The 24,520-nt window shown below is 73.8% G+C and carries 16 protein-coding genes and 1 pseudogene; 5 read left to right on the top strand and 12 right to left on the bottom strand.

Annotation, left to right across the window (positions count from 1 at the left end):
- Positions 1–69 precede the first annotated feature (69 nt).
- From KSNIM_RS27625 to KSNIM_RS27615, 3 genes are read right to left on the bottom strand one after another with little or no spacing between them, the layout of a single operon-like run.
- A complete protein-coding gene (locus KSNIM_RS27625) occupies positions 70–1,863 on the bottom strand; it encodes an ATP-binding protein (protein ID WP_263105828.1) in 1,794 nt (597 codons plus the stop codon).
- Positions 1,864–1,900: 37 nt separating this feature from the next.
- Positions 1,901–3,325: an SUKH-4 family immunity protein gene (locus tag KSNIM_RS27620; protein WP_263105827.1), complete on the bottom strand. Its 1,425-nt coding sequence runs from the start codon at positions 3,323–3,325 to the stop codon at positions 1,901–1,903.
- Between the two features lie 49 nt (positions 3,326–3,374).
- Entirely contained in the window at positions 3,375–6,710 is a 3,336-nt protein-coding gene (locus KSNIM_RS27615) for a toxin glutamine deamidase domain-containing protein (protein WP_263105826.1), read from the bottom strand.
- Between the two features lie 823 nt (positions 6,711–7,533).
- On the opposite strand from KSNIM_RS27615, the gene KSNIM_RS27610 reads away from it, so the two are divergent.
- Both KSNIM_RS27610 and KSNIM_RS27605 read left to right on the top strand, forming a co-directional pair.
- Positions 7,534–8,025, top strand: a complete 492-nt coding sequence (locus KSNIM_RS27610; RefSeq protein WP_263105825.1) for a hypothetical protein — start codon at positions 7,534–7,536, stop codon at positions 8,023–8,025.
- Between the two features lie 48 nt (positions 8,026–8,073).
- On the top strand, positions 8,074–8,484 hold the full coding sequence (locus KSNIM_RS27605) for a hypothetical protein (protein WP_263105824.1): 411 nt from the start codon (positions 8,074–8,076) through the stop codon (positions 8,482–8,484).
- A 221-nt stretch (positions 8,485–8,705) separates the two neighbouring features.
- Here KSNIM_RS27605 and KSNIM_RS27600 read toward each other — a convergent pair whose 3' ends face one another.
- The gene (locus tag KSNIM_RS27600) at positions 8,706–9,086 is read right to left on the bottom strand and encodes a hypothetical protein (RefSeq protein ID WP_263105823.1); all 381 of its coding nucleotides are present in this window, start codon (positions 9,084–9,086) and stop codon (positions 8,706–8,708) included.
- A 188-nt stretch (positions 9,087–9,274) separates the two neighbouring features.
- The gene (locus KSNIM_RS27595; protein WP_263105822.1) at positions 9,275–10,306 is read right to left on the bottom strand and encodes a saccharopine dehydrogenase family protein; all 1,032 of its coding nucleotides are present in this window, start codon (positions 10,304–10,306) and stop codon (positions 9,275–9,277) included.
- 119 nt (positions 10,307–10,425) lie between these two features.
- Here KSNIM_RS27595 and KSNIM_RS27590 point away from each other — a divergent pair, with 119 nt between their 5' ends.
- Entirely contained in the window at positions 10,426–11,409 is a 984-nt protein-coding gene (locus KSNIM_RS27590) for a helix-turn-helix domain-containing protein (protein ID WP_263105821.1), read from the top strand.
- 57 nt (positions 11,410–11,466) lie between these two features.
- Positions 11,467–11,951, top strand: a pseudogene (locus tag KSNIM_RS27585) (nuclear transport factor 2 family protein).
- A gap of 224 nt (positions 11,952–12,175) precedes the next feature.
- Here KSNIM_RS27585 and KSNIM_RS27580 read toward each other — a convergent pair.
- The 4 genes from KSNIM_RS27580 to KSNIM_RS27565 form a co-directional block, all read right to left on the bottom strand.
- On the bottom strand, positions 12,176–13,867 hold the full coding sequence (locus KSNIM_RS27580) for an ATP-binding protein (RefSeq protein WP_263105820.1): 1,692 nt from the start codon (positions 13,865–13,867) through the stop codon (positions 12,176–12,178).
- Positions 13,868–14,022: 155 nt separating this feature from the next.
- Positions 14,023–15,993, bottom strand: a complete 1,971-nt coding sequence (locus KSNIM_RS27575; RefSeq protein ID WP_263105819.1) for an SUKH-4 family immunity protein — start codon at positions 15,991–15,993, stop codon at positions 14,023–14,025.
- Between the two features lie 9 nt (positions 15,994–16,002).
- Positions 16,003–20,676 carry a toxin glutamine deamidase domain-containing protein gene (locus KSNIM_RS27570; protein WP_263108132.1) on the bottom strand — a complete coding sequence of 1,558 codons (4,674 nt, stop codon included), beginning with the start codon at positions 20,674–20,676 and terminating at the stop codon, positions 16,003–16,005.
- Between the two features lie 263 nt (positions 20,677–20,939).
- Positions 20,940–21,293 carry a hypothetical protein gene (locus tag KSNIM_RS27565; protein WP_263105818.1) on the bottom strand — a complete coding sequence of 118 codons (354 nt, stop codon included), beginning with the start codon at positions 21,291–21,293 and terminating at the stop codon, positions 20,940–20,942.
- Between the two features lie 165 nt (positions 21,294–21,458).
- Between KSNIM_RS27565 and KSNIM_RS27560 the strand changes: the two genes are divergently transcribed.
- Positions 21,459–22,766 (top strand): SUKH-4 family immunity protein, encoded by a 1,308-nt coding sequence (locus KSNIM_RS27560; RefSeq protein ID WP_263105817.1) that lies wholly within the window; start codon positions 21,459–21,461, stop codon positions 22,764–22,766.
- Between the two features lie 29 nt (positions 22,767–22,795).
- Here the strand turns inward: KSNIM_RS27560 and KSNIM_RS27555 are convergent, their stop codons facing one another.
- The 3 genes from KSNIM_RS27555 to KSNIM_RS27545 form a co-directional block, all read right to left on the bottom strand.
- Complete coding sequence (locus KSNIM_RS27555; RefSeq protein ID WP_263105816.1) at positions 22,796–23,407, bottom strand: endonuclease; 612 nt, start codon at positions 23,405–23,407, stop codon at positions 22,796–22,798.
- An 80-nt stretch (positions 23,408–23,487) separates the two neighbouring features.
- On the bottom strand, positions 23,488–23,994 hold the full coding sequence (locus KSNIM_RS27550) for a hypothetical protein (protein WP_263105815.1): 507 nt from the start codon (positions 23,992–23,994) through the stop codon (positions 23,488–23,490).
- Positions 23,995–24,039: 45 nt separating this feature from the next.
- Positions 24,040–24,519, bottom strand: a complete 480-nt coding sequence (locus KSNIM_RS27545; RefSeq protein WP_263105814.1) for a GNAT family N-acetyltransferase — start codon at positions 24,517–24,519, stop codon at positions 24,040–24,042.
- Position 24,520 lies beyond the last annotated feature (1 nt).

Here is a 24,520-nt window from a genome sequence, read left to right as displayed (position 1 = left end):
TCGTTCTCCTTCAGGACCGGGGCCCGGGGGCCCGGTGGTTGGGGGTACGCACTGCTGTCGCGGCCCGGCTCACACCGGGGCCGACGAGGTGATCCGCAGGGCGCTCAGCCCGGCGGCGTCGGCGAGCAGCAGCACACCGTCCGGGGTGACGTCGGCACCGCCGAGCGGGCCCGCGGAGAGGAAGACCCCGACCGGGTCGCCCTCCTCGCGCGGCCACAGCCGCACGTAGTCGCCGCCGATGCCGAGCCGCACCGGGCAGGCCGCCCGCTGCTCCTCGGTCAGCGGCGTCAGCTGCTCGCCGGGGACGTCGACCGGCTCGCCGGTCGGCACCGCGTGGACGGCGAGTCCGGGCTCCGCACCGGCGACGCGGGCCGCCACGACGGTCGCGCCGTCGGGTGCGGTCGCCGCGGTCAGCGCGGTGACGCCCGGCAGCGGGCGGGCCCACAGGGTCCGCCAGGGCAGGTCGAGCCCGAAGTCGGGGGCGGGCAGGCCGTCCTGGCGGCAGGCGTGCTCCAGCAGCGCGGCGCGCAGCAGCGGACCGGCCTCGGTGCGGGTGAACAGCGGCGCCAGCCGCAGCCAGGTGCGGGCGAGCGGCGGCAGCTCGGTACCGGCGGCCGCCAGGTGCTCGACGGCGGCCCGCAGCCGGACCTGCCCGGCGTGCACCAGGAAGCCCGGGTCGGCGAGCAGTTCGGGCAGCGTCCCGGCCTCCAGGGCGTGCCCGGTGAGGTGCTCGCGCACGTACGGTGCGGCGTGCTCCCACCGGCCGGGCCCGGCCGGCAGGCCGTTGGTGAGGACGGCGGCGATCCGGCGCTGCGCCTCGCGGACGGTCGAACCGAAGCGTTCGCGGAGCTCGGCGCCGATCTCCGGGTGCACCAGGCGCACCGCGGGGTCGTCGCGTTCACCGACCAGTTCGAAGAACGGCAGCAGCAGGGCCTGGCCGTCGGCGAAGGCCTTGGACAGGTCGCGGCCGGCGACCGCGGAGGCGAGCGGCGCCCAGAGCAGGAACGGCACGGCCTCGCCGTCGCCGGCCAGGGCGAGCGGGGCGAGCAGCCGGCGCAGCGTCAGCTCGTCGGCACCGCAGCGCTCGGCGTGCTGGTCGAGGACGTCACCGACGCCGGCCGGGAGCTCCACCGGACCGTCGGCCGGGGCGGCGCGCAGCGACCAGGCGGCGAGCCGCACCACCAGCGGGCCGGTGGCCCGCGCGGCCAGTTCGCCGGCGAGGGCGGGCCGGTCCAGCATGTACTCGGCCTGCCGGACCAGGGCCTGCGGGTCCGCCCAGGGCGCCTCGTCCAGGTCGATCACCTGCAGCTGCCCGGCGGGGATCCGCTCGGCGAGCCAGGCGGCCTGTTCCTTCGGCACGTCGGCGAGCATCCGCACCCACGGCGAGAGTGCCAGCGGCAGCAGGACCTCGGCGGCGACCCGCCCGGGTTCGCACAGGGCGCGCAGCGGCCCGGCCCGGTCGACGTCCGGGACGACGAGGGCCGTGGCGGTGGTGCGCTCCTCGGCGAGCCGGTCGAGCAGGTCCTCGGTGCGGTCGACGTCGAGGCCGAGGACGTCGGCGGCCGTCCAGAGCAGCTGGGCCGCGGTGAGTCCGTCCGGGTCGCAGACCAGCGGTGGCGGCGGTTCGGCTGCGGGCACCGTGGCCGGGTCGAGCGCGCCGAGGTCGATCCGCTCGCGGGACGCGGGGTCGCACAGCATCAGGAAGCCGGTGAGCAGCCGGGACCTGCCGGAGCCCGGACGGCCGGTCAGCAGCACCGTCCGCGGGGCCGACGGCCCGGCGGCGTGCCAGGCCGCGAGTGCGCGCAGCGCCTCGCCGCGTCCACCGACGTGGGGGTGCGGCTGGTGGGTCGTCGGATCGTTCACCTGGTCGTCTCCGGGCTCGTGCCGTACCGGGGTGGGGTCACTCGAAGTCCTCGCGGTCCTGGAAGACCTCCTGCCAGAAGGTGGAGGAGGCCGTCACCGGGTCGAGCTCCTCGGCCCACACCCGCAGCGCCCGCTCGGCGTCGGCCAGTTCGGCAGCGGTGGCGCCGTAGTAGAACGACGCGTAGAGCCGGAGCAGGGCGGCGAACTGTTCGACGGAGGAGGCGACCGGGCCGCTGTCGTAGTCGCCCTCGTACCGGTCGGGGTCGTACAGGCCGACCCGGCCGGTGGCGCCGTCCACCACGATCAGCCGCTCCAGGTCCTTGGCGATCAGGTAGCAGAACTCGCCGCGGTCGTCGCCGTCCTCGTCCCCGTCCCGGAAGTCCTCGGTGCGCAGCTCGCCGAGGCCCTCCTGCGCGAGCACCTCGCCGCTGAGGTCCAGCAGCGGGATCCGGACGGCGGGCAGGCCGACCTCGGTCAGGAAGCGGCGGGTCGGGCCGTGCTCCAGGCCGTCGGGGAGTTCGGCCGGGTCGGCGGACCACAGGCGGTCGGCGCCGAACCGGTCGGCCAGCCAGCCGCGGGTCACCGTCCGGGCTGCGCCGGGCAGCTCCGCCGGGGCGACCCGGGTCGTCACGTCGTCCTCGGCGGGCATCGGCCAGACCGGGGTCGCCGCGTCGTCGAGCACGGCCGCGGCCTCGTCGATCTCGACGGCGTAGTACCCCCAGCCGCCACCGAGGACCGCGAGCGCACCCGTCCGGACCGCCTGCCCGATCTGCTCGTGGCAGACCGGGAGTGCCTTCGCCCCGCCCTCCCAGCCGTCCGGGCCGTTGGTCGCCCCCTCGCCCGGCCGCGGCAGGTCCGCGGGCAGCAGCGGGACGTAGTCCTCGGGGAACTCGTCGTGCGCGTACGGCCGGTAGAGCTTCGGCCCGGCGACCGGCTCGCCGGTGCGCAGGTCCACCGCGTACTCGTAGAAGCCCTCCTCGTCGTCGGGCTCCATCCGCTCCATCCGCGCCAGTACGAAGGCCTCGTGGGCGAGGACCAGCTGCTGCCCGTCGCGCTCCACCAGCTGCAGTCCGGTCACCCGGCCGCCGGGGGCCGAACAGGCGGCCCGGGCGCCCGGCGGGACCCAGCGCGACCAGACCGTGCGCCAGGGCAGCCGCGGCGCGGCCGCCACCAGGGCGGCGGCGTCCTCGGACCGGCCGTGGCTGACGAGCAGCAGGTGCAGCCAGGAGAGCCACTCCGCGCCCTGTTCGGCGCCCGGCCGCACGCCCAGCCGGTCGAGGTGGTGGATGTCCTCCGCGAGGGTGCCGGCGGGCACCCCGTCGGGCCAGCACTCGGCGATCGCCGCCAGCAGCTCCGCCCGGCCGACCCGTGCCAGGAACTGCGGCTGCTCGATCAGCACGGGCAGTTCGCGCACGTCGAAGCCACCGGTGGGGCCGGGGGTCTGGTCAGGGCCGGGGGTCATGGCGCCTCCATGGGTGGGACTGGTCGGCGTTGGTCTCTGCGGTCGATTGTCACTGCTGCGGCGGGACGTACTGGTTCGGGGTCCGGTTCTTGTCCAGCTCGCCGCTGACGGCCATGTCGTACCACAGGTCGCCGAGCCGGTTGAGGTGATCCTGCATGTCCTGGTCCATCCTGGCGGCTGCCGCCTCCCGTTCGGCCGCGGTGTCGTGGCCGTCCTCCATGTCGCCCTTGCGGTAGCCGACGCCGTAGCCGACCTCGGTGTCGGGCATCGACTCGGTCAGGAAGCGTGAGCAGTGCCCGTGCCCCGAGCTCTGCCCGCAGGGCTCACGTTCCGTCCAGAGGGTGGACACCGTGTAGTTGCCCGCCTCCGCACGCTGGTTGAGCCGCTCCATCCAGCGGCCCATGTGCGGCTCCGAGTGCTCGGGCTGCATGCCGGCCTTGCCGGGCGGCAGCGAACTGTCCACGACGTAACGGACCTTGCCGTCGCTGCCGACCACCTCGATCGCGGCGTAGTTCTTTCCGCTGAAGTCCGGCCGGTGGTCCCCCCTGACGTGCGCGATGGTCTCCCTCCGGATCGCGAGCTCCACCTGACGCTCGGTCAGGTGGGCCTTCTCCGGGTGCAGCTCACGGTAGCGCTCGACCATGTGCTCGCGGACCAGCCGGGCCGGGGTCGGCCCCTCGGGCTTCTCGCCCTCCTTCAGATCGCGGTGCAGGTTGCCGCGCGCGCCCTGCCAGAAGTCGTGGGTCTGGTGCGTCGCCACGCCTCGGGAATCGGCGTCGGTGTGATGCTCGTCGTTCTGCTGCTTGCCGGCCTCCCAGTCCGACATGCCCGAACGGTCGTGGTCGTCGCGGTAGTGGTACGGGTCGGTGGCGTGCTCCGGGCTCGCACCCACCGCGTGCTGCTGGTGGTAGGCCAGGCTCATACGGCCCAGGCTCGCCACGACCGCCCCCTGCTCGCTCGGCTGCAGGTCCTTGAAGCCGTGCAGCTTCTTCTCGATCTGCTCCTTGTCGAAGGCGAGCTGGAACTCCTCGTCCGGCTTGTCCTTGTTCTCCTTGTTCTGCCGGGCCGTGTCGGCGGTCTCCTGGAGGAAGTCGCCGAGCGACCTGTCCTCGAACCTGTCCCGCAGGAACCCATGGGCGATGTCCAGGTCGGACTGCTGCACATCGGCGTTCTCGCGGCGGCGCAGGGTCTGCTGTTCCTCGTCGCCGAGCATGTTGTAGTGCGTGTGGTCGTCCGGCTGAGCCTCGTGGTACGGCGTCGAGCCCTGGCGGTCGTCCGTCGGTGTGGCGGCGTCCGAGGTGGTGGCGTCGTCCGGGGTCGTGGTGTCCGGCGTGTGGCCGTGCCCGGAGTCCACCTCCATGTCGTCGGGGTTCGGCTTCTGCTTCTTCTTCGGCGGCCCGGCCTCGGCGTCCGACTCCGTCCCGTCCTCGTTGTGCTTGGTCTTGCCGGCCGGGTCCGCGGGCCGGCGGTCCGCGGAGTCGCCGTTCCGGCCGGGATGGTCGGCCCGGTCGGGGTGGTCGGCGCCCTCGGTACGGTCCGGACGGGTCGTGGAGTCGCCGTCCCGGTCCGGACGGGTGGTGGAGCCGGCGTTGGAGTCGGAGGGACGGTGGTCGGACGTGATCGGGCGGCGGTCGGCGTCGAGCGGGATCGCGAAGACGCCGTGGTCGCCGTTGTGGATCGGCTTGTCGCTGCGCGCCCCGGTCTGGTTGTCGAGGTAGACGATCTTGCCGTTGTGGTTGACCACGTTCCAGGCGTGGGCACGGCCGTGCGCGTCCTGGGTGACGATGACCGCCTGCGAGCCGTGACCGGACTCGCGGAGGGTGTCCTCCAGCCGGTGGAACGCCTGGTCGCCGTTGCCCAGGTCCCGGAACGGCGCACCGAGTTGGCGCTCGGCACGGTCCCGGCCGCCCCGCTCGCCGTCCGGGCTGCCGTCGTCCGTGCGGGCCGCGGCGGCGCTCGGGTTGCCGCTGTAGGTGTCGGCGCTGGACAGCGCCACGTCCAGGCAGTTGTTGTCGCGGCCGGGCTCGCGGTGCCCGTCCCCGTTGACCGCCCCCGGCCAGTCCCCGTACGGGTCCGGGTGGCGCTGCGGGGTGCCGTCGGGGTTGCGCGGGATGCGCCGCTCCAGCTCCTGCTGGTGGTGCTCCTCCACCCGGGCCAGGCCGCCGGGCGTGTCGTACGGGCGGCTGTCGGAGAGCGGGCGCTCGTGCGGGGGTGTGTCGGCGTCGGGGCGACCGTCCTGATCGGTGTGGGAGTCCGTGTCCTCGGGCCGGTCGTGGTCGTGCCGCTCGTCGGCCCTGCCGTGATCCTCGGGCTTGCCGTGGTCGTCGGCCTTGGCCTGCTCGTCACCCTTGCCGTGGTCCTCGGGCTTGCCGTGGTCCTCGGCCTTGCCGTGGTCCTCCGGGCGGGTTTCCGAGGCGTGGTCGGCGCGGGCGCTGTCCGGGGTTCGTGCCGGGCCGTCGCCACCCGGACGATCTCCACCCGGACGATCGGCGTCCGGGCGCGGCACGGCACCGGTCGGACGGTCGGTGGAGGGCCGCTGGTCGGCGGTACGCGGGTCCGCGCTGCGCGGGTCGGCCGTCCGGGGGTCCGGACGCGAGGGCCGGTCGGCATCGGGGCGCGGAGCAGCGGACGGACGGTCCGTACCGGGGCGGTCCGTGCCGGGCTGGCGGCCGAGGCCGGTCGGACGGTCGCCGTGATCCGGGCGGCCGGAGGACTGGCCGGGCACAGTGGCCGGACGGTTGGTCGACGGTCCGTCACCGCCGGTGGCCGGATGGGGCACGGGACCGCCCTGCCGCGGCGGGGTGCCACCGGACGGCGTACCCGAGCCGGGCACGCCGGCCCCCGGAACGGGCCCGGTCGCGATCGGGCCGGTGGCCGTGGGAGTGCCCGCGTTCTGGCCGGACGGGCCGGGCTGACCGGACGTCGCGTCCGGACCGGCGGTCGGGGTGTGGGTCGGCGGGGCGTCGGCGACCGCCGTGGAGGCGGTCTCGACCGTGGCGCGGTGCGGCCCGTCCGAGGAGGAGGGGGCCGGGCGCGAGTGGTCCGGACCCGCGGACGGCACGCCACCCGACGGGATGACCGCCGACGGCAAGTGCGGCACGCCGCCGGCCGAAGGCACTCCCCTGCCCTCGCCCGTGCCGTGCGAACCGGACGTCGGATCGGGGGTCGGCGTGTTGCCGGGCGTGCGGTGGTCGGGCACGGAGTCCGGCGCCGGGCCGGAGCGGTCCTGCTGGGACGGGATGTCGCCGCCCGGCCTGGCCGGACCGCCGTCGGAGGCGTGCGCGGGCGCCGGGGTGGCGTCCCCGCCGCGCACCGGGCCGTACGAGGGCGTGCCGTGGTCGCCCCCGCCGTGCGAGGGCGTGGACGCCCCGTCGTCACCGCGCACCGGCCCGTACGCGGGACGGGAGTCACCGGAGTGCGCGGGAGCGGGAGCGGAGTCGGGGGTCGGGTGGGCCGAGGCCGGCCCCGGACGGGAGTCCGGCGTGCCGTGCGACGGCTGTCCTTCCCCGGTGTGCTGCGGTCCGCCGTGGGACTGCGCCGGGGCGGGGGTGGCATCGGGAGTGGAGTGCGCCGATACGGGCCCGGGCCGGGGAGTGTCCGCACCGGACCGGTCCGCATGGCCGTCACCGGCACGCGCAGGCCCGTCCGAGGACTCGTGATGACTCGGCGCAGGCCCGTCCGAGGCCGGCGTCGACCGCCCGTCCGAACCCGTGTGCGCCGGAGACGCGTCCGCACCATCGTGCCGCGCCGGCGCAGGCCCGTCCGAGGCCGGCGTCGACCGCCCGTCCGTACCCGTGTGCGCCGGAGGCGCGTCCGCGCCATCGTGCCGCGCCGGCGCAGGCCCGTCCGAGGCCGGCGTCGACCGCCCGTCCGTACCCGTGTGCGCCGGAGGCGCGTCCGCGCCATCGTGCCGCGCCGAACCAGAGCCATCCGAACCCGTGTGCGTGGGGGAGCCGGTGTCGGGGCCGGAGGAGGGGGTGTGCGAGCCGGACGGCGGGGTGCCGTCACTGCCGGACGGGGTGTGCTGGGCTGCCGGCGCGGGCGCCGGGTCGGAGCTCAGCCGGGTGCCGAACGGGTCGAGCGGTGTCGAACTCCGGTTGCCACGGCCGTCGTTGCCGTGCTGGGTCGAGGACCCGCCGTCACTGCTGCTGTTGTGGGACCCGGAGTCGCCGCTTGTCCCGGACGAAGCGCCCGAGGAGGTGTGGTCGGTGCCGGTGCTCGCGTCCCCACCGCTCGGCCGCCCGCTTCCTGACGAACCGCTCCCCGACGAACCACCACTGGACGAGCCGCTGCCGGTCGGGTTCGAAGACCCGGACGAGCCGGAGGAGTTCGAGCCGCCGGACGATCCGCGGTCGCCCGAGGAACCGGAGGACCCGGAGGAGCCGCCGGATTCGGGCGAGTGGGACGACCCGGAACTACCCGATGAGCCAGAGGAGTTGGAGGAGCTCGACGACCCGGAGTCCCCGCCGCTCCCGCTCTCGCTCCCGTTACCGCTCTCGCTGCCGCCGCTCTCGTGGCCGCTGCCGCCGTCGCCGTGGCTGCTGCCGTGTCCGGCCGCGTTGTCCAGGTGGTGCCGGGCCGCGCCGCCCGCCCGCGAGCCGAGCCCGTCCTTCAGGGACTCGCCGAAGGTCTGCTTCCAGTTCTCCGCGGAGGACTTCCCCTCCTCCCAGCCCTTCTTCACCGTCCGGCCGAGGTCGTAGCCGTCCTGCGCACCGAAGCCCTGGTTCACCGTCTGCGCGATCAGATCCTTGATCATCGCCTGGACGGCCGACACGATCGGATCCTTCAACGTCTCCATGATCGCCTCGATCAGCGCATCACGGAGCTCCTTCAGCAACCGGCGGACGATCATCTTCGTCGCCTGCGTCGCCCCCAACGCACCGACCTCGGACAGACCGAACGTGAACGGCGCCGCCGCCTGCGCCGCAATGATCTCCGCCGCCAGGATCACCAACTGCGCAATCACCGCGATCTTGCACGTGATCACGATCACCGCAGCAGCCTCGAACGCCGCCGCGATCAACCGCGCAGCCTGCGCCGCATCCGCGAGATACCCGTCCCCACCCGTCGAGAACTTGTCGAACGCCTTCCCGAACGCATCGACCGAATCACCCGAGTTCGCCGACCGCACACTGTTCGCAGCCGACAACGCCCGATAATTCAACTCATCGACCTGATCCGCGAAATCACGCCACACCTGGGCGCACTCACGCATCTTGTCCTCGTCCGCCTTCGGCCAGTCGAAGCCGAGCATCTCCAGGACCCACTCAAGGCCGTCCGGCAGCATCAGCGACACGAGTCAGTTCCCCCTAGCGGATTCCCGCGCCTTCCGGACGCAGGAGTGAAGAAGACGGACGGTCAGCAGGCGGGCGCGCGCCCGTCACACCTGCGGGCGGTACATGGTGTGGATCTCGTTGCCCAGCGCGTCCGTTCGGCCGCCGAGGGCGTCCAGCCGGCCGGTCGTGTCGGCCTCGTTCGCCGCATGGCTGTCGGCCATCACCTGGAGCTTCTGGCCGATCTCGCCGAGCCGCTGCGCCAGCGAGTCCATGGACTCCTGCATGCCGTCACGCAGGCCCTCGTAGACGACGCCGAACTTCTCGCCGAGGTCGTCGTCTCCCCACGGGGGCTCGCTGCCGCCCTCCAGGGCTTCCAGCCGGGACTTCATCCGGTCGGCCGCCTCCTGGAAGTCCTTGCCGACCGACTCGAGGTTCCGGCCCTGGGACCGCAGGTTCTCCTCGTCGACGATGATCTGCTGCGCCACCGAACTCCCCGTCCCCCGTACGACTGCGACAACTGCTGGACCGTGCGATGCGAACCGGTCCGGCTGTCCCACTACCCGTCAACCGCATGATCCTACGGTGCGACGGCGGGCCGACGTCACCATGGGCGGCCACTTCGCACGACCCCCACCTAACCGGAATCATCCACCCCGCTTGAGTCCGACACGCCTCAGGAATGCACCTCCACTGTCAGGTGCGGCGACAGTGCCCGCAGGAAGTCTGGTGCGTCGAAGAGCCGGCCCGCGGAGGCGACGCCGACCGTCCTGGTCCGTCCGGTCAGGATGCGGTCGACCGCCTCCACCACGAGCGGTGCCGTGACGGCGTAGATGTCCTGTCCCCGTGCCACGGCCCGCCGTTCGCTGCTGCCGGAGCGCACCACGACGTCGACGAGGAAGGTCTGCGCGGAGCGCCCGTGTTCGTCGGCCGCGGTCGGCGCCGGCGTGTCCGGGGCGGCGAGGTCCCCCGCCGCCTCGACCGTCATGTAGGTGCGCACGTCTTGGACGGCCAGGTGGCTGGGCACGGTGACGACGTCGGCCATCGTGAACTCCCCGACGACGGGGCGGGTGCCCAGCGGGTCGGGGAAGGCCCACTCCACGAGCGGAGCGTCGTCCCGGCGGTACTCCAGTCGCCCGTCCGCGTAACGGACCCGCCGGCCGTCCCGCCGTTCCCGGGAGACCGCGCCCGCGGCCCGCGTCCCGGCGGTGGGGTGCCAGTTGCTCAGCCCGTACGCGACGTGCACCTCGTCGGCCGCCGTCCGGTCGCCCAGCGCCGCGGTGACGAGCAGGTCACCGAGGCCGCCGAAGAAGGCCATCGCCGGGACGACCACCGTTCCCGCGGCGCGGGCGCGGTCCGCGAAGTGCGTGAACGTGTCGAGGTTGGCCTCGATCTCGGCCGCGACGTCCACGTACGGGATCCCGGCGCGCAGGGCCGCCTCGATCACAGGGGCCGCGGTCACGGCGAAGGGCCCCGCGCAGTTGACCACGGCCGCCGCGCCGGCCAGCGCCCGGTCGAGCGAGACGGGGTCGTCGACCGACGCGGGACGCACCTCCAGACCGGGTTCGGACACCGCGAGCTCCGCCAGCTTGCCCGCGTCGCGCCCCGAGAGCACCGGCACGTACCCCCGCTCCCGCAGCCGCGCCACCACGAAGCGCCCGGTGTGCCCGTACGCGCCGAACACCGCCACCGTACGTCCCGATCCCATGGGTCCTCCCGGACTCCGCTGGACCCCGCCGGTCTGCGGCGGTCCGTCACCGACATCCTGGCGGGCGCGGGCACCGCACCACGAGTGTCCGGAACGACACGACCCGTACACTTCCGGACATGGGCACTGTCGCACTGGCCGTCACCGACGGGATGCTGCACTTCGAACTGTCCGTGGCGTACGAGGTCTTCGGGAGCGGGGCGGTCGGCGGGGCGGCCTCCTGGTACGAACTCGCCGTCTGCGGGCCGGAGTCCGTGCGGGTCGGCCGCTTCCGGCTGGAGCCCGACCACGGCCTCGACCGGCTCCCGCTGGCCGACACCGTGATCGTCCCGGGCTGGGCCGACGTCGACGTGGCGCCGCCCGCCGACCTGGTCGACGCGGTGCGCGCGGCCCACGAGGCGGGCGCCCGGGTGGCCTCGCTGTGCACGGGTGCGTTCGTGCTGGCCGCCGCCGGGCTGCTGGACGGACGGCGCGCGACCACGCACTGGGCGCACACCGGGCTCCTGGCCGCCCGCCACCCCCGGGTGGCGGTGGATCCGGACGTCCTGTACGTGGACAACGGCAGTGTGCTCACCTCGGCCGGCAAGGCCGCCGCCCTGGACCTGTGCCTGCACCTGGTCCGCCTCGACCACGGCTCGTCGGTCGCCAACGCGGTCGCCCGCCGCCTGGTCGTACCGCCGCACCGGGACGGCGGCCAGGCCCAGTTCGTCACGACCCCGGTGCCCGCGCCGGACAACCACCCGCTCGCCGACCTGTTCCCCTGGGTGCTCGAACGGCTCGACCGGCCGCTGACCGTGGAGGACCTGGCCCGCCGGGCGCGGATGAGCTCGCGCCACCTGGGCCGCCACTTCCGATCGGTCACCGGCACCACCCCGCTGCAGTGGCTGCTGACCCAACGCATCCGCCACGCCCAGGAGTTGCTGGAGACCACCGACGACAGCGTGGACACCGTCGCCGCGGCCACCGGCATGGGCACCGCCACGACCCTGCGGCGGCACTTCAACCGCACGGTCGGCGTGCCCCCGGACACCTACCGCCGCACCTTCCGCACCCGGACGGCGACCGGCCCGGACGCCAACGGCCAAGCTCCTCAGCGTCCTTGACGTCGCCGGGCCGGCATCCGTCCGCCCTCGACCCGATCCATCCGGTAGAAACCGGAGATGACGACCGGAGTCCTGGACCCCGTGGACCGACTCCTGGCCGAACACGCCTGCGGGCGTCTGCTCATCGACTTCCCGCACCGCCTCGACCTGGGCGAATCCGCCTCCGCTGCCGAGCTGTTCACCCGCGACGGAGTCTGGGAGTGGCCGGCCGGCAAACGCCGCGTCGAGGGCCCCGAGGCCTGCGGAGCTACTTCGCCTCCCGGCCCGCCGACCGCCTGTCCCGCCGGCCGTGCAGCAGCGTCCTGGTCGACGTCCACTCGCCGACCACGGCCACCGCCACCTCCTACTTCACCACCTACCGGGTCGACGGCTGGACGGGCGGCATGCCGCCGCCCCGACTCCCCGCCAACATCGGCCACTACGAGGACACCTTCCGCAGGACGGACGGCCATTGGCTGCTCGCCACCCGGACCGTCCACCTCCCCTTCGGCGGCCCGACGGAGCGGCTCGCCACGCCCGAGAAGCCCCTCGACCGAGGCTGACGATCCGTCTCTCGCAGTACTGCCCGACCGAGAGCTCCTTCACCTCCAGGATCCGGGAGAACTCCCGCTTGATCGACTCCCCCCGCTCCGGGGCGAAGGACGACAGCGTCGACCGAACCCGCGGGAGGTGGTGGAACGCCGCCTCCACGTTCAGGTGGGCCTGGAGGAGGCCTGCGAGATCTCCCTTCTCCCCCGTCACGGCCTCGGTCACCGCCCGATCCGGCTCAGCTGCCGGGGATCTGTACGCGCAGCGCGCTCAGCCCCGCGCTGTCCGCCACCAGGACGATGCCGTCCGGCGTGACATCGGCTCCGGCGAGTGGAGCGGTCGCGGCGAAGACGGCCAGCTGCCCGCCCTCCGCCTGCCAGATGCGGAGGTAGTCGCCACCGACGCTCAGTCGCAGGGCACAGGTCCCGCGGTCCTCGTCCGACGGCCGGACGAGCTGAGCCGGGTCGCCGTCCAGCGGCTCGCCGGTCTGCGCGTGATGGGCGACCAGTGGCTGTTCGCCTCCGGGCAGGTTGGCCACCACGGCCGGGGTGCCGTCCGGGCCCGCTGCGGCGGTGATCCCGGCGATCCCCACCAGCGGCCTGTGCCAGAGCGTGTGCCAGGGAAGGTCGACACCGAACTCGGAGACGGAGAGACCGTCCAGGCGGCACCCGTGCTCCAACAGGCCCGCGACGGTACGGGGGTCCGCCTGGGTGCGGGTGAACAACGGAGCCAGGCGCAGCCACGTCCGCCCGACGGCCGGCAGCTCCGCACCGGTGCCGGCGAGGTGTTCGGCGGCTGCGCGGAGCACGACCTGGTCGGCATGGACGAGGAAGGCCGGGTCGGCCATCAGCTCCACCAGTACACCGCCTTCCAGTGCGTGGCGGATCAGGCCGGTGCGAGCGTACGCCGACGCCCCGGACCACCGCCCGGGCCCCTCGGGGAGCCGGGCCAGCAGGGCGTTGGCCATCCTGCGGCTGCTCTCGCGAACGGTCGTGCCGAACCGCTCCCGCAGTTCGTCGGCCAGGGCCGGGTGCCGCAGCCGGACGGCGGGCTCCGAGCCGTCCGCATCGTCGTCTCCGTCGAGCAGGTCGAAGAAGGGGAGCAGGAGTGCCTGACCGTCGGCGAACGCCGAGGCCAGGTCCTTGCCGGCCACCGCCGAGGCCAGCGGCTCCCACAGCGAGAACGGAAGGGAGGCCCCGGCGCCGGCGAGCGCCAGCGGGGCGAGCAGCCGGCGGAGCGTGAGTTCGTCGGTGCCGCAACGCTCGGCGTGCAGGTCGAGTGCGTCCCCCACCGTGGTGGGGAAGCCCACTGCCGGGCCGTCGGGCACGGCCAGCAACGACCAGGCCGCCAGTTCCACGACCAGCGGCCCGTCCGCGTTCCGAGCGATCGCCTCGGCCGCGTCCGGCAGGTCGACCATGACGGCAGCCTGGAGCCGCAAGGCATCCGCGTCCGCCCACGGCTCCTCGTCGAGGTCGATCACCAGGAGGTCCTCGGCGGGCAGCCGCTCCGCCAGCCACTCGGCCTGCGCCCGGGGCACGTCGGTGAGCAGCCGGATCCCGGGCGCGAGCGCCAAGGGCAGCAGGACCTCCTGCGCGGCGCGGGCCGGACCGTCCGGCTCGCGGAGGACACCGGACCGGTCCACGTCGGCCACGACGACAGGGACGGGGAGTTCCTGCGGCTCGGCGAGCAGCGCGTACACGTCCTCTGTCCGATCCGCGTCGATTCCGAGCTCGTCGGCGACCAGCCACAGCAGCTGGGCGGGCGTCAGCTCGGCGGCCACGAAGACCGGTGGCACCGGCAGGCCTTCCGCCGGCACGGTGTCCGGCTGGAGGGCGTCGGTGTCGATGAGCTTGCGGTACTCCGGATCGCAGAGCATCAGGAAGCCGGTCAGCAGGCGCGAGCGGCCGCTTCCCGGTGTCCCCGTGATCAAGACGGTGGTCGGGGCACCTACGTCGGCGAGCCATGACGCCAGGGCCCGGAGCGCAGGCGCTCGCCCGCCCAGGTGAGGGTGCGGCTGGTGGACTGGCTGGGAGGTCAAGGTCGGGCTCCAAGACTGTTGCAGTGGGACGAGGTACCTGCGAAGCGCTACTCGGGGCCCTCCTCCCACAGCTCGATGAGGCTCGGGGAGAAGTAGGTGTGCTCCCAGAAGCCGCCCTCGGCCGCGGCGGGGTCGACCGTCCCGATCCATCGGGCGACGTCCTGCTCGAGGTCCACCGAGTCGTGGACGCCGAGCAGCACGGGCACCGACAGCACGACCCGGTGCAGCAGCACGATCCGGAGCAACTCCGGCAACCCGGAGGCCATCAGGGACGGCAGGTCCGCGGAGTCCTCGCAGAACACCGCTCCAGTGCGGCCGTCGAGCAGCAGCGGATCTCCGCGGAAGTCGCCCAGCCCCTCCAGCAGATGGGGACGGCCCTCGACCGGGACGAGCCCGCCGGCCGTCGGCGCGACCGTCGACAGGGCCGGGTCGTCCACCTCCGGCCACCCCACCTCCGTGAGGAACTCCCGGGTGGCGGAGTGCTCGAGCGTGTCCGGCAGCAGTTCGGGCGCCACCGGACGGCAGGCACCGGCACCGAACGCCACGTCCTGTTCCAGCTCCGTCCGGCTCAGGGGCCCGGTGAGGGACACGTCCGGCGCGGGCCACTGCGCCCGCGGGGTGACCCCGTGCCCGTACCAACCCCGTGGCACCTGCGGCAGACCTGCCACCAGGTCGTCGTGCACCAGGGCACCGAACAGACCGCACCGCCCCATGAACACCCACATCGTGCCGTCCACCGGGTCCGAGGGCGTGCACTGCACGGCGTGCTCCACCGACTCCCCTGCCCATGGCAGCTCGGAGACCGCCTCGTACTGGAGGCCGAGACCGGCGGAGCTCCACTCCCCGTCCGTGTGCAGGGCCGTGCGGCCCGAAAGGTCCTTCTCCCGGGGGAGGACGTTCTCGTGCACCTCGGTGTCCACCCCGCCGAGCTTCTCGCCGGTGCGGACGTCCCACAGCTGCTCGAACACCGTGCCCCAGTCCTCCTGGGACTCACGCCGGGTGGCGACGGCCGGCCCGTCCGGACCGTTCACGAGGCAGAGTTCGTCCTGCGCGAGTTCCTCCGGCTGCCGAGGCGCGTACCCGCTCGGCCACTGCCACCGGGACCACACCGTCCGCCACGGCAACCGCACCCGCGCCGCCACCGCCTGCGCAGCCTCGCTCAACCCCCGCCCCACCAAAGCATGGTGGACCCAGGACAGCCACTCCTCGTGGCTCGCCGGCGCGGCCAACCCCTCCAGCAGCACACAGTGCAGATCACCCGCGACCGAGCCCAGCGGCACACCCTCCGGGTACGCCAGCGACAGCCCCAGCCCCAGCCCGTACCAGCCGGACTCCACCAGAAAATCCGGATCGGAGAGCCACTCCTCCAACTCCCCCGCCAACGCCGCATGCACCGGCCACGCAGCGTGGAGGTAGGCCGCAACGGCCTCGGTGGTGTCGCCGTTGTCGGACCGGAGCTCCACGAGGACCCGGTGGAGCGCACGCTGCTGCACGCCGTTCAGTGGCAGCCGGGCCCGGACGGCCCGGTGTACAGCCCGGTCCACGAAGCCGACCGTGCGGCCTTCCAAACTGATCTCGGGTCGGGAACCCGCGAACTCCGTCAGCCGCTCGATCGGCACCGGCCGGGCCGTCAGGGCGGCTGCGAACGCGCGCCACACGTCCAGGCTCGAGCGCGAGGGCTCCAGGGCCGCCGCTGCGGCGAGCCACAACAATTCATCGGGATCCGCGGGAAGTTCGTGCTGTCCGATCTGCCCCGAACGGTCGGCGACCGCCGGCGCGGCGATCGACACCCGCCGCCCGAGGAGCCCGAACGCTGCTTCGCGGACCCAGGACGCGATGCGTTCCTGGTCCTCGGAACTCGTCAGCGGACCTGCGGACTCCACCCGTTCCAACTGCAGGGCGACGTCGGGCGCAATGGCGCCGGCCGCCCGTACGGCCGCTGCGATCACCGCCTCGAGGCTCCGCCCGGCACAGTCGACGGTAACGGGAACGGTCTGGGAGGAGTCGTCGTTCGTCACTCGGCAATCCTATGCATCTGCGCTGCCGTCCCTCCGAATACCCATGCGCATCCACAGCACTTCGATGTTCCGCATGTACCAGCGGGTGTCCGCCTTCTGGCCCTGCACCGCGTTCTGGTGGACGTTTCCCGCGGACATCTTTCCGGCGCGGTAGCCGATCGAGTAGCTCACGTCCACGCTCGATAGTGAGGGCGAGTTGCGGATGTAGATGGAGCAGTCGTTCGTGCCCTTGATGCCGCCCGTCCTACCACCACCGGACGAGCGCCCGCAGGGCTCCCGCTCGGTGTAGAGGTGGACGGCCTCCATCGGATTCTTGCCGGCTGCCACCCGCGCCTTGTTCACCTCGTCGAAGTACTTGCCCACATGGGGTTCGGAGTGGTCCTCGTGCTCCTTGGCGGTACCCGGCGCGGAGCTGTCCACGACGTAGTGGGTCTCTCCGCTGTCCGGATCCTTGACCTCCAGCACAGCGAAGTTCCGCCCGCTCATGTCCAGAGCGTTGCCCGTCCCATTGGTGGTCTCCCGCAAGTAGGCGGCCCAGGAAGTCCCGACCTCACGGTTCCCGAAACCCTTCACCATCTCGTTGTAAATATTCCTCGCGGGGCTCTTGCTCGTACCCCACATGTCGAACTTCTTGTGGAAATGGGCTCCCCACGAGCGACCCTCCGGCGGACGCGGGGAATTCGGGTTCGACCACTCGTAACCGTCGGGTCGGCCACCGAGTGCGTAGCCCACCGCGTTGCCCCGGTGGAAGTCGACGTTCATCCGGGCGAGGACGGCGACCACGGCACCGCGCTGGCTGGGATGGAGATCGGCGAATCCGTCGAGCGCATGTACGAGCTCGGTGTGGGTGAACCCACGGGGAACGTTCTCTCCCTTGAGGGTGTTGCGCTCGGCGGACTCGTCGAACAGCTTCTGGAGGGAGCCGTCGCGCTCCCACGCCTCCAGGGCTGCGAACGCCTTGCTCGGATCCGTCTGCTGTACGTCCTGGCCCTCGCGCAGGGTCTTCTGCGAGGGGTCCGCGAGCCGTCCGTGGTGCTCGTGCTTCTCGTCCTGCTTCGTGCCGTACTCGGCGGAGCCCTCGACCTCGTCCCGTGCGGTGACCTTCGGCTTGCCCGGGCCTTCGGGGTCGGTCGCCGTCTTCGGCTTCTTGGCGGCCGACCCGTCGTCGCCCTCATGGTCGAGTTTGTGCTTGGTGCCGGCAGCCTCCGCCGGGGCGCGGCGGTCGGGACGGCTGTCGGTCCGGGTGTGACCGGACCGGCCGGGGTCGGTGTGCGGGCTCGCGGGGCGGCGGTCCGGGCTCAGGGGGATGGCGAAGACGCCGTGGTCGCCGCTGTGGAGAGGCTGGTTGGAGCGGCGGCCGGTCTGGGCGTCGATGTAGGTGATCTTGCCGTTGTGGTTGGCGGCGTTCCAGGCGTGGGCGCGGCCGTCCGCGTCGCGGGTGATGATGACGGCCTGCGAACCGTGGCCCTCGCGGCGGAGGGTGTCCTCCAGTCGGCGATAGGCGTCCTTGCCGTCGCCCATGTCGGAGAACCTGGCACCGAGGGCGTTCTCGATGCGGTCGCGTCCGCCGCGCTCACCACGGTCCGAGGGGTTGCCGTCCGCGTCGTGGTCGGGGGTGCGGGCGGCCGCCGGGGTCGGGTGCCCCGAGTAGGTGTCGACGGTGGCCAGTGCCACGTCGACGCAGTTGTTGTGGCGCCCGGGGGCGTCCGGGTCGCCGTTGATGGCGCGCGGCCAGTCGCCCTCCGGGTCGGGATGCCGCTGCGGCTTGCCGTCGGCGTCACGCGGGACGGAGTTCTCGACCCGCTCGCGGTCGTGGTGGCTCGGCTCGACCAGACCGCCCGGGCTGCCGTGCGGACGGTCGGCGGTGGCCGGACGGTCCGGGTCGACCGGCTTGTGGTCGGGTGTCGTGTGGTCGGGACTGTCGTGGTCGCCCGGCTTGTGGTCGGGTGTCGTGTGGTCCGGGGCGCTGTGCTGGGGGTTGACCTTCGGCGTGTTCGCACCCTCGTCGCCATGCCGGTCCGCCTCGGGGAGACGGTGTTCCGGCGTGCCGGTCGGACGATCGGCGGCCGGGCGGTCGGCACGCGGGTCCGGACGCGAGGTGGCGTCGGGACGCGGTGTGCCGGTCCGCGGGTCGGGACGGCCGGCAGCGGGCTGCCGGCCCAGGTTGGTGGGGCGGTCGGTGCGGTCCGGGCCCGGGTTGTTCCGCTGCCCGGGGAGGGTGGGCCGGTCGGCGTTCGGGGTGCCGGTGGTGGGGCGGTCGGTGCGCGGCGTGTTCGCGCTGCCCGTGCCGGACGTCCCGGTGGTCGGCGGGACACTTGCACCGGGGCTCACCGGGCCGGGGTTCACCGGGCCCGGGTTCTGGGACGGCTGGCCCGTGGACGGCGTTGCGGCGCTGTCCGGGGCGGGCGTACCGGGCGTATGGGTCGGCGGCGCATCGGCGACCGCGGTGGAGGCGGTGTGGACGGTCGCCCGGGGCGGACCGTCCGAGGACGGCGTGCGGGAGGCGTCGCCGGCCGGGACGTGCGGCACCGAACCTGCATGCGGCGGCACCGCCGAACCGGAACGTTCCTGCTGCGGGGCGCCCTCCTCGGCCCGCGGGGTTGGCTCGTGGCGCTGCAGCGGCGCCTCGTGCCCGGGGCGGCCGGCCTCCGGACCGTTGTGGGACTGGGCCGCGGTACCCGCCGGGGCGTCCCCGCGCACCGGACCGTACGACGGGGACGGTCGCCCGTCGCCGTGGTGGGACGGGCGACCGGACGGCTCGTCGCTGCCGCGCACCGGACCGTAGGACGGAGCGGTGGTGTGCGCATCGGCGGCATGCGGCTGAGCCGGCTGGGCGTGCGCGGGCGTCGGGCCGGCGTCCGGGGAGGGACGGGACGACGGGGAGCCGGCCTCGTGGCTCGGCGTCGGCGTGCGGGACGAATCGGGCGCGGCGTGGGCGGAGACCGGACCGGGCCGGGTGGCATCCGTACCCGCGTGCGACGGGGTGCCGCTGTCACCGCCGTGGTGCGGACCGGCGGAAGGCGCCGCCTCGGACCGTCCGGCCGGCGTACCGCCGGGGGCCGGGGTCGGCGCGGGAGCGGGCGAACTGTCCGACGCGGTGTGGGCGGAGACCGGGCCGGGCCGGGTGGCGTCCCCACCCGGGTGCGGGGCGGTACCGCTGTCACCGGCGTGGGGCGTGCCACCGTGGGCCGGGGCCGGGGATCCGTCGCCGGCGTGGTGGGACGCAGGGGTCGGGGCAGGAGCGGGAGCGCTGTCGGGCGCCGGGTGCGCGGTGGTCGGGCCGGGCCGGGTGGTGTCCGCGCCGGAGCGGTCCGCGGGGGCGTCTCCGTTGTGTGCGGGTCCGTCCGGAGAACCGTCGTGGGCAGGAGGGTTGGGCCGACTGTCGGTACCGGTGTGCGCGGGCGGCGCGTCCGCCCCGCGGCCGTTACCCGACGCCGGCACCGGGCCGTCCGAGCCGGGCGCCGGCCGGCTGTCCGTACCCGTGTGGGCGGGCGCAGCCGTGTCCGCGGCGGGGGCGGGCGCGGAGTCGGAGCTCAGTCGCGTGCCGAAGGGGTCGAGCGGCGTGGCGCTGCGGTGGTCGCTCGCAGGTGCCGGGGCCGGCGCCGGCCGGGGCGTGCTCTCGCTCCGGTTACCGGTGCCGCCCTCACCGCTGTTCCCGTTGTCGACCGAGGGAGTGTGGTCGGCACCACCGTTGCCGGAGTCGCCGGACGAGTTGCGCGAGCCACTCGGCGAGGACCCGGACGACGACCCCGACCCGTGCGAGCGCGACGTCCCGGTGCTGCCCGAGCCACCCGACGTGCCCGACGAATCCGAGGAACCCGACGAGCCCGAGGAACCCGACGAGTTGGACGACGACCCGGAGTCTTCGCCGTTCCCGTTCCCGTTCCCGGTCCCGTTCCCGCTCCCGTGCTCGCCGCCGCCCTCGTGGCCGCCGCTTTCCCCGTGCCCGGCCGCACGGTCCGCATGGTGCCGGGCGGCGCCACCGGCTCGCGAGCCGAGCCCGTCCTTCAGGGACTCGCCGAAGGTCTGCTTCCAGTTCTCCGCGGAGGACTTCCCCTCCTCCCAGCCCTTCTTCACCGTCCGGCCGAGGTCGTAGCCGTCCTGCGCACCGAAGCCCTGGTTCACCGTCTGCGCGATCAGATCCTTGATCATCGCCTGGACGGCCGACACGATCGGATCCTTCAACGTCTCCATGATCGCCTCGATCAGCGCATCACGGAGCTCCTTCAGCAACCGGCGGACGATCATCTTCGTCGCCTGCGTCGCCCCCAACGCACCGACCTCGGACAGACCGAACGTGAACGGCGCCGCCGCCTGCGCCGCAATGATCTCCGCCGCCAGGATCACCAACTGCGCAATCACCGCGATCTTGCACGTGATCACGATCACCGCAGCAGCCTCGAACGCCGCCGCGATCAACCGCGCAGCCTGCGCCGCATCCGCGAGATACCCGTCCCCACCCGTCGAGAACTTGTCGAACGCCTTCCCGAACGCATCGACCGAATCACCCGAGTTCGCCGACCGCACACTGTTCGCAGCCGACAACGCCCGATAATTCAACTCATCGACCTGATCCGCGAAATCACGCCACACCTGGGCGCACTCACGCATCTTGTCCTCGTCCGCCTTCGGCCAGTCGAAGCCGAGCATCTCCAGGACCCACTCAAGGCCGTCCGGCAGCATCAGCGACACGAGTCAGTTCCCCCCAACTGACCGACCCGTCCGGCCGAGGGGCCGGGTGCGGGTGAACGAGAACAAAGCACAGCACGAACGACGAACAGTCAGATGATCCCATTCGTCACACTGACACGCCGGCGCCCCTCGCCGCCGGAAAGATCCCTGGTCAGCGCTGTCGGGACCGACCCTTCACCGCCCCCGCACGAACACCGCGGCAACCCTGCACGCGCGGACCTGACCAAACCCGCACGCGCGGACCGGACGGCCCGTCACTTCCGCCGGTCGTCGCGCTTGGCGGAGCCGTTCTCCGCCTCCTCCTGCTCGCGGACCATCTTCTCCGCACGCTCCTCCGACCTGCGTCGGTCCTCCGGCGACAGGTGCTCGGCGGCGTCGTGGATCTCGCCGAGCCGGGCGCTGATCGCGTGCATGTAGCGGTCGGACTCGATGACGTCCTTCATGCCGATCCGGCCGCTGAGCACGCTCTTCGCCATCTCCTGCAGCTCGGGGCCGACGTTGGAGTTGTTGGCGAGGGTGCGCAGTGCCTTGTGCAGCGAGGCGGCCTGGGTCGGGTTGTCCGCCACATCCAGCAGTTCGTCGTCGCCGATCTCGCGCTCTTCGGCCATGGCGGCCACCTCCCCGTCGTCCTCAACCCTGGACTTCACCTGGACCGCGGCGGCCAAGACCGGTCGGCCGCAGTCGGTTTCGTCGTGCGATCATATGCAACCGTTCGGAGTCGACGGTGCCTGACGGTAATCTCGGCCGGAGTCCGCTACCACGGAGGAGTCGTCGTGATCACCCAGGAGCAGGCCCTCGCCGCAGCCGACCGCTGGCTGAACGGCGATGCGCCGGCCGAGCAGCGCCGTGCCGTCCGCCACCGCGAGTTCGGTCTCGGCTGGGTGGTCTGGGCCGCGCCCGCGCCGCTGGAGCGCGACCCCGTCACCGGGGAGCGCCGCCCGCCGGCCGACCTCGGCGACGCCTGCGGCGTGGTGGACCGGGAGACCGGCGAACTCACCGTGTGGCCGTCGATCCCGGTGGACGAGGTGATCCGCGCGTACGAGGCCAAGCACGCCGAGCGGGCGCGGCGGAACGACCCGCCCGCCACCGGCCCGGGCAACACCGCCGTCGCCACCTACGTGAACCCGGCCGACGGCCAGGAGGTCATGCTCTACCGCAACTCCGGTCCGGGTCTGCCGCCCGCGGAGTACCAGCTCGCCGCCGAGCTCGACCGGCTCGGCGTGCCGGCCGGGAACGTGGTCGCCGTCCACACCGACCTGCGCCCGGCCACCCTGCCCGGCGGGTACACCGCCGCCCTGCTGGAGCGCGCCTTCCCCAACGCGAGCGTCTCCTGCTCGCACACCTACGGGATCTTCGCCGACGAGCGGGCCGAGGGCGCTGCCGCGCTCACCCTGCACGCCGAGCGGGTCGCCCGTCTCGCGGGGCAGCCGCTGCCCCCGAGGCCGCACCGGGTGCCGGCACCGCAGCCGGGCGAGGTCGAGCCGGCCGCGCCGGTCCGTGACGTGGCGCTCGGTCGCCGCCTGGCCGAGGTGTTCGGCGAGGTCGTGCGGTACGACGCCGACGACATCGCGGGCAGCGCGCTGCCCGAGCCGGCCCGTTCCGCGCTGACCTGGGCGGGGTTGCCCGCCGACGTGCCGCTGTTCTTCGCCGCCGACCGCCCGGACGCCCCGCCGGCCGGCGGTCTCCTGGCCGACCTGCGCGCCCACCTGACGGCCGCGGGCACCGAGCTGGAGGATTCGCTGCTGGACGTCCTCGCGGGCTGGACGAGGATCGGCTCCGACGGGCTGTGCATCGTCGCCGTGCAGTGCGCGGGGGCCGAGCAGGACCTCGGCTCGGTGTGGGCCGTCAACCCGCGCACCGGCAGCGGACGGTACGTCAGCTCCTCCCTCTCCGGCTTCCTGCGCGGCCTGGACGCCCTGGTGACGGCGCGTGCCGCGATGCGCGGACTCGACCCGCTGGCGGCCGGTGCCGCGGTCGCCGCGCTCCAGACGGAACTCGCCGGGATCGACCCGCGGGCCTTCCACAAGGACTCCACCTGGTGGAACGTGGTCGTCGAACAGATGTGGCACGGCCTGTTCTGACCGGTCGGAGGCACCGGGGGGACGCGCGCTCAGGAGAGCTCGACCCGTACCAGCGCGGCGGCCAGCGCGGGCAGCTCGGGTCCCGGCACCAGGGCGCCCAGGGAGTCGCCGTCGCTCGGCAGGCCGAGCGAGGCGGCGGCGTCCCGCGCCCGGCGGTCGAAGGACGGACGGAGCTCCGGCCAGATGCCCTGGGCCTCGCGGCAGAAGATGTCCGCGCCGACCGGCCCGATCCGGGGGAACTCCTGGAGCAGCCGGTGCATCTCGGCGGGGTCGCCGCCGGCCTCGCCGCGCAGTCGGCGCAGGTCTCCGCGCCACCGGTCGAGGAGCAGCTCGGCGCCGCGGCCGAGGGCGGTGGCAGTGCTCTCGTCGTAGCGGACGTAGTGGGCGCGGCCGAGGGCGTCGACCCGGTCCTGCCAGTCGGAGGCGGCCATGGCCCTCGGGGTGCGCAGGCCGGCCCGGAAGAGTTCGCGGGCGGCGGCGGTCGCGATGTCGGCGTGGATCCGCGTGGAGCAGAGCACGGTCAGCACCAGCAGCTGGTAGAGCGGCGCAGGCTTGTCACGCAGGGTGATCCCGGCCTCCCGCGCGTAGGTCTGCCCGCGCTCGCGCAGCAGGCGGGCCGCCGTCTCCACAGCCTCGCTCACGGGGGCGCGCCTACCCCGGTCCGCCGGTTCGAACCACACGCCGCCGACGCAACGGGAGCCCGGCCGGAGTCAGCCGGCGGTCAGGCGCACCAGGCGCCGCCGGTGCGGCTGGCGCGGGCCTCGACGGTGTAGCCCTGCTCGCCGGCGAAGGCCCAGGCCACCGCGAGGTGGGCGGTGGCGCCGTCGACCTGCTTGGTGAAGCAGAGCCCGATCCGTTCGCCGCCGGGGTCGGTGTGCCAGGCCGGTTCGTCCGGGTCGGGCGGGGCGGGCTGCCAGCCGTTCCGCGCGGCGGCGGCGCGGTAGTGGGCGACGACGTCCGCCCGCCGGGCGGGCTCGTCGTACCCCTGCCCGTAGAACGCGAAGCGGTCGTCGTCGTCACAGCCGGCGAACGGCTCGCCGTCGGCCTGCGCGTCCTGCTGCGCCCCGAGTGCCCGCACTTCGGCGGCCATCGGTTCCTGCAGGCGGCGGTCGGCGAAGGTGCAGCCGTACAGGCCGCCGTCGAGCGCCCAGTACCCGCCGCCGACGACGAGCGCGGCGAGCACGAGTCCGCCGAGGACGAGCGACGCTCCCGCCCGAAGATCGTTCACGGGCGGGAGCGTAGTGGCCGGCGGGTCACGCGGGAAGGGCGGCGGTCAGAACACCCGGACCATCGTGCGGTGCGGGATGCCGGCGTCCTCGTAGACCGGGCCCTCGGCGGTGTAGCCGAGGCGCTCGTAGAAACCGAGGGCCTGGACCTGGGCGTGCAGTTCGAGTTCGCGGGCGCCGCGCTCGCGCCCGGCCCGCTCGATGGCGCGGACGAGGTCGGCGCCGAGGCCGGTGCCGCGGGCGGGCTTGCGCACCGCGAGGCGGCCGAGCAGGACACGGCCCTCGATGCCGGTGAGCTTCAGGGCGTCGACGCCGTGGATCAGGCGGCCGGTGCCGAGGCCGGTGCCGTCGGGGGCGACGGCGAGCAGGTGCACCGAGGTGGCGTCGAGGTCGTCGTACTCGAGCTCCTCGGGGACGTCCTGCTCCTCGACGAAGACCTCGCGGCGGACGAGCCGCACCTGGGCGAGGTCGGCCTCGCTCGTCGCGATCCGGATCTCGACGGCGGGCCGGACGGTCGCATCGGCCATG

Source organism: Kitasatospora sp. DSM 101779, from assembly GCF_025655475.1.
Lineage (GTDB): Bacteria > Actinomycetota > Actinomycetes > Streptomycetales > Streptomycetaceae > Kitasatospora.
This window is presented reverse-complemented; position numbering and strand designations above follow the sequence as displayed.

What these genes read in the sequence shown, in the direction of transcription:
- KSNIM_RS27620 (WP_263105827.1), bottom strand. Translation starts at nt 3,325, where the DNA reads ATGACCCCCGGCCCTGACCAGACCCCCGGCCCCACCGGTGGCTTCGAC.
- KSNIM_RS27595 (WP_263105822.1), bottom strand. Translation starts at nt 10,306, where the DNA reads ATGGGATCGGGACGTACGGTGGCGGTGTTCGGCGCGTACGGGCACACC.
- KSNIM_RS27590 (WP_263105821.1), top strand. Translation starts at nt 10,426, where the DNA reads ATGGGCACTGTCGCACTGGCCGTCACCGACGGGATGCTGCACTTCGAA.
- KSNIM_RS27570 (WP_263108132.1), bottom strand. Translation starts at nt 20,676, where the DNA reads ATGCTGCCGGACGGCCTTGAGTGGGTCCTGGAGATGCTCGGCTTCGAC.
- KSNIM_RS27565 (WP_263105818.1), bottom strand. Translation starts at nt 21,293, where the DNA reads ATGGCCGAAGAGCGCGAGATCGGCGACGACGAACTGCTGGATGTGGCG.
- KSNIM_RS27545 (WP_263105814.1), bottom strand. Translation starts at nt 24,519, where the DNA reads ATGGCCGATGCGACCGTCCGGCCCGCCGTCGAGATCCGGATCGCGACG.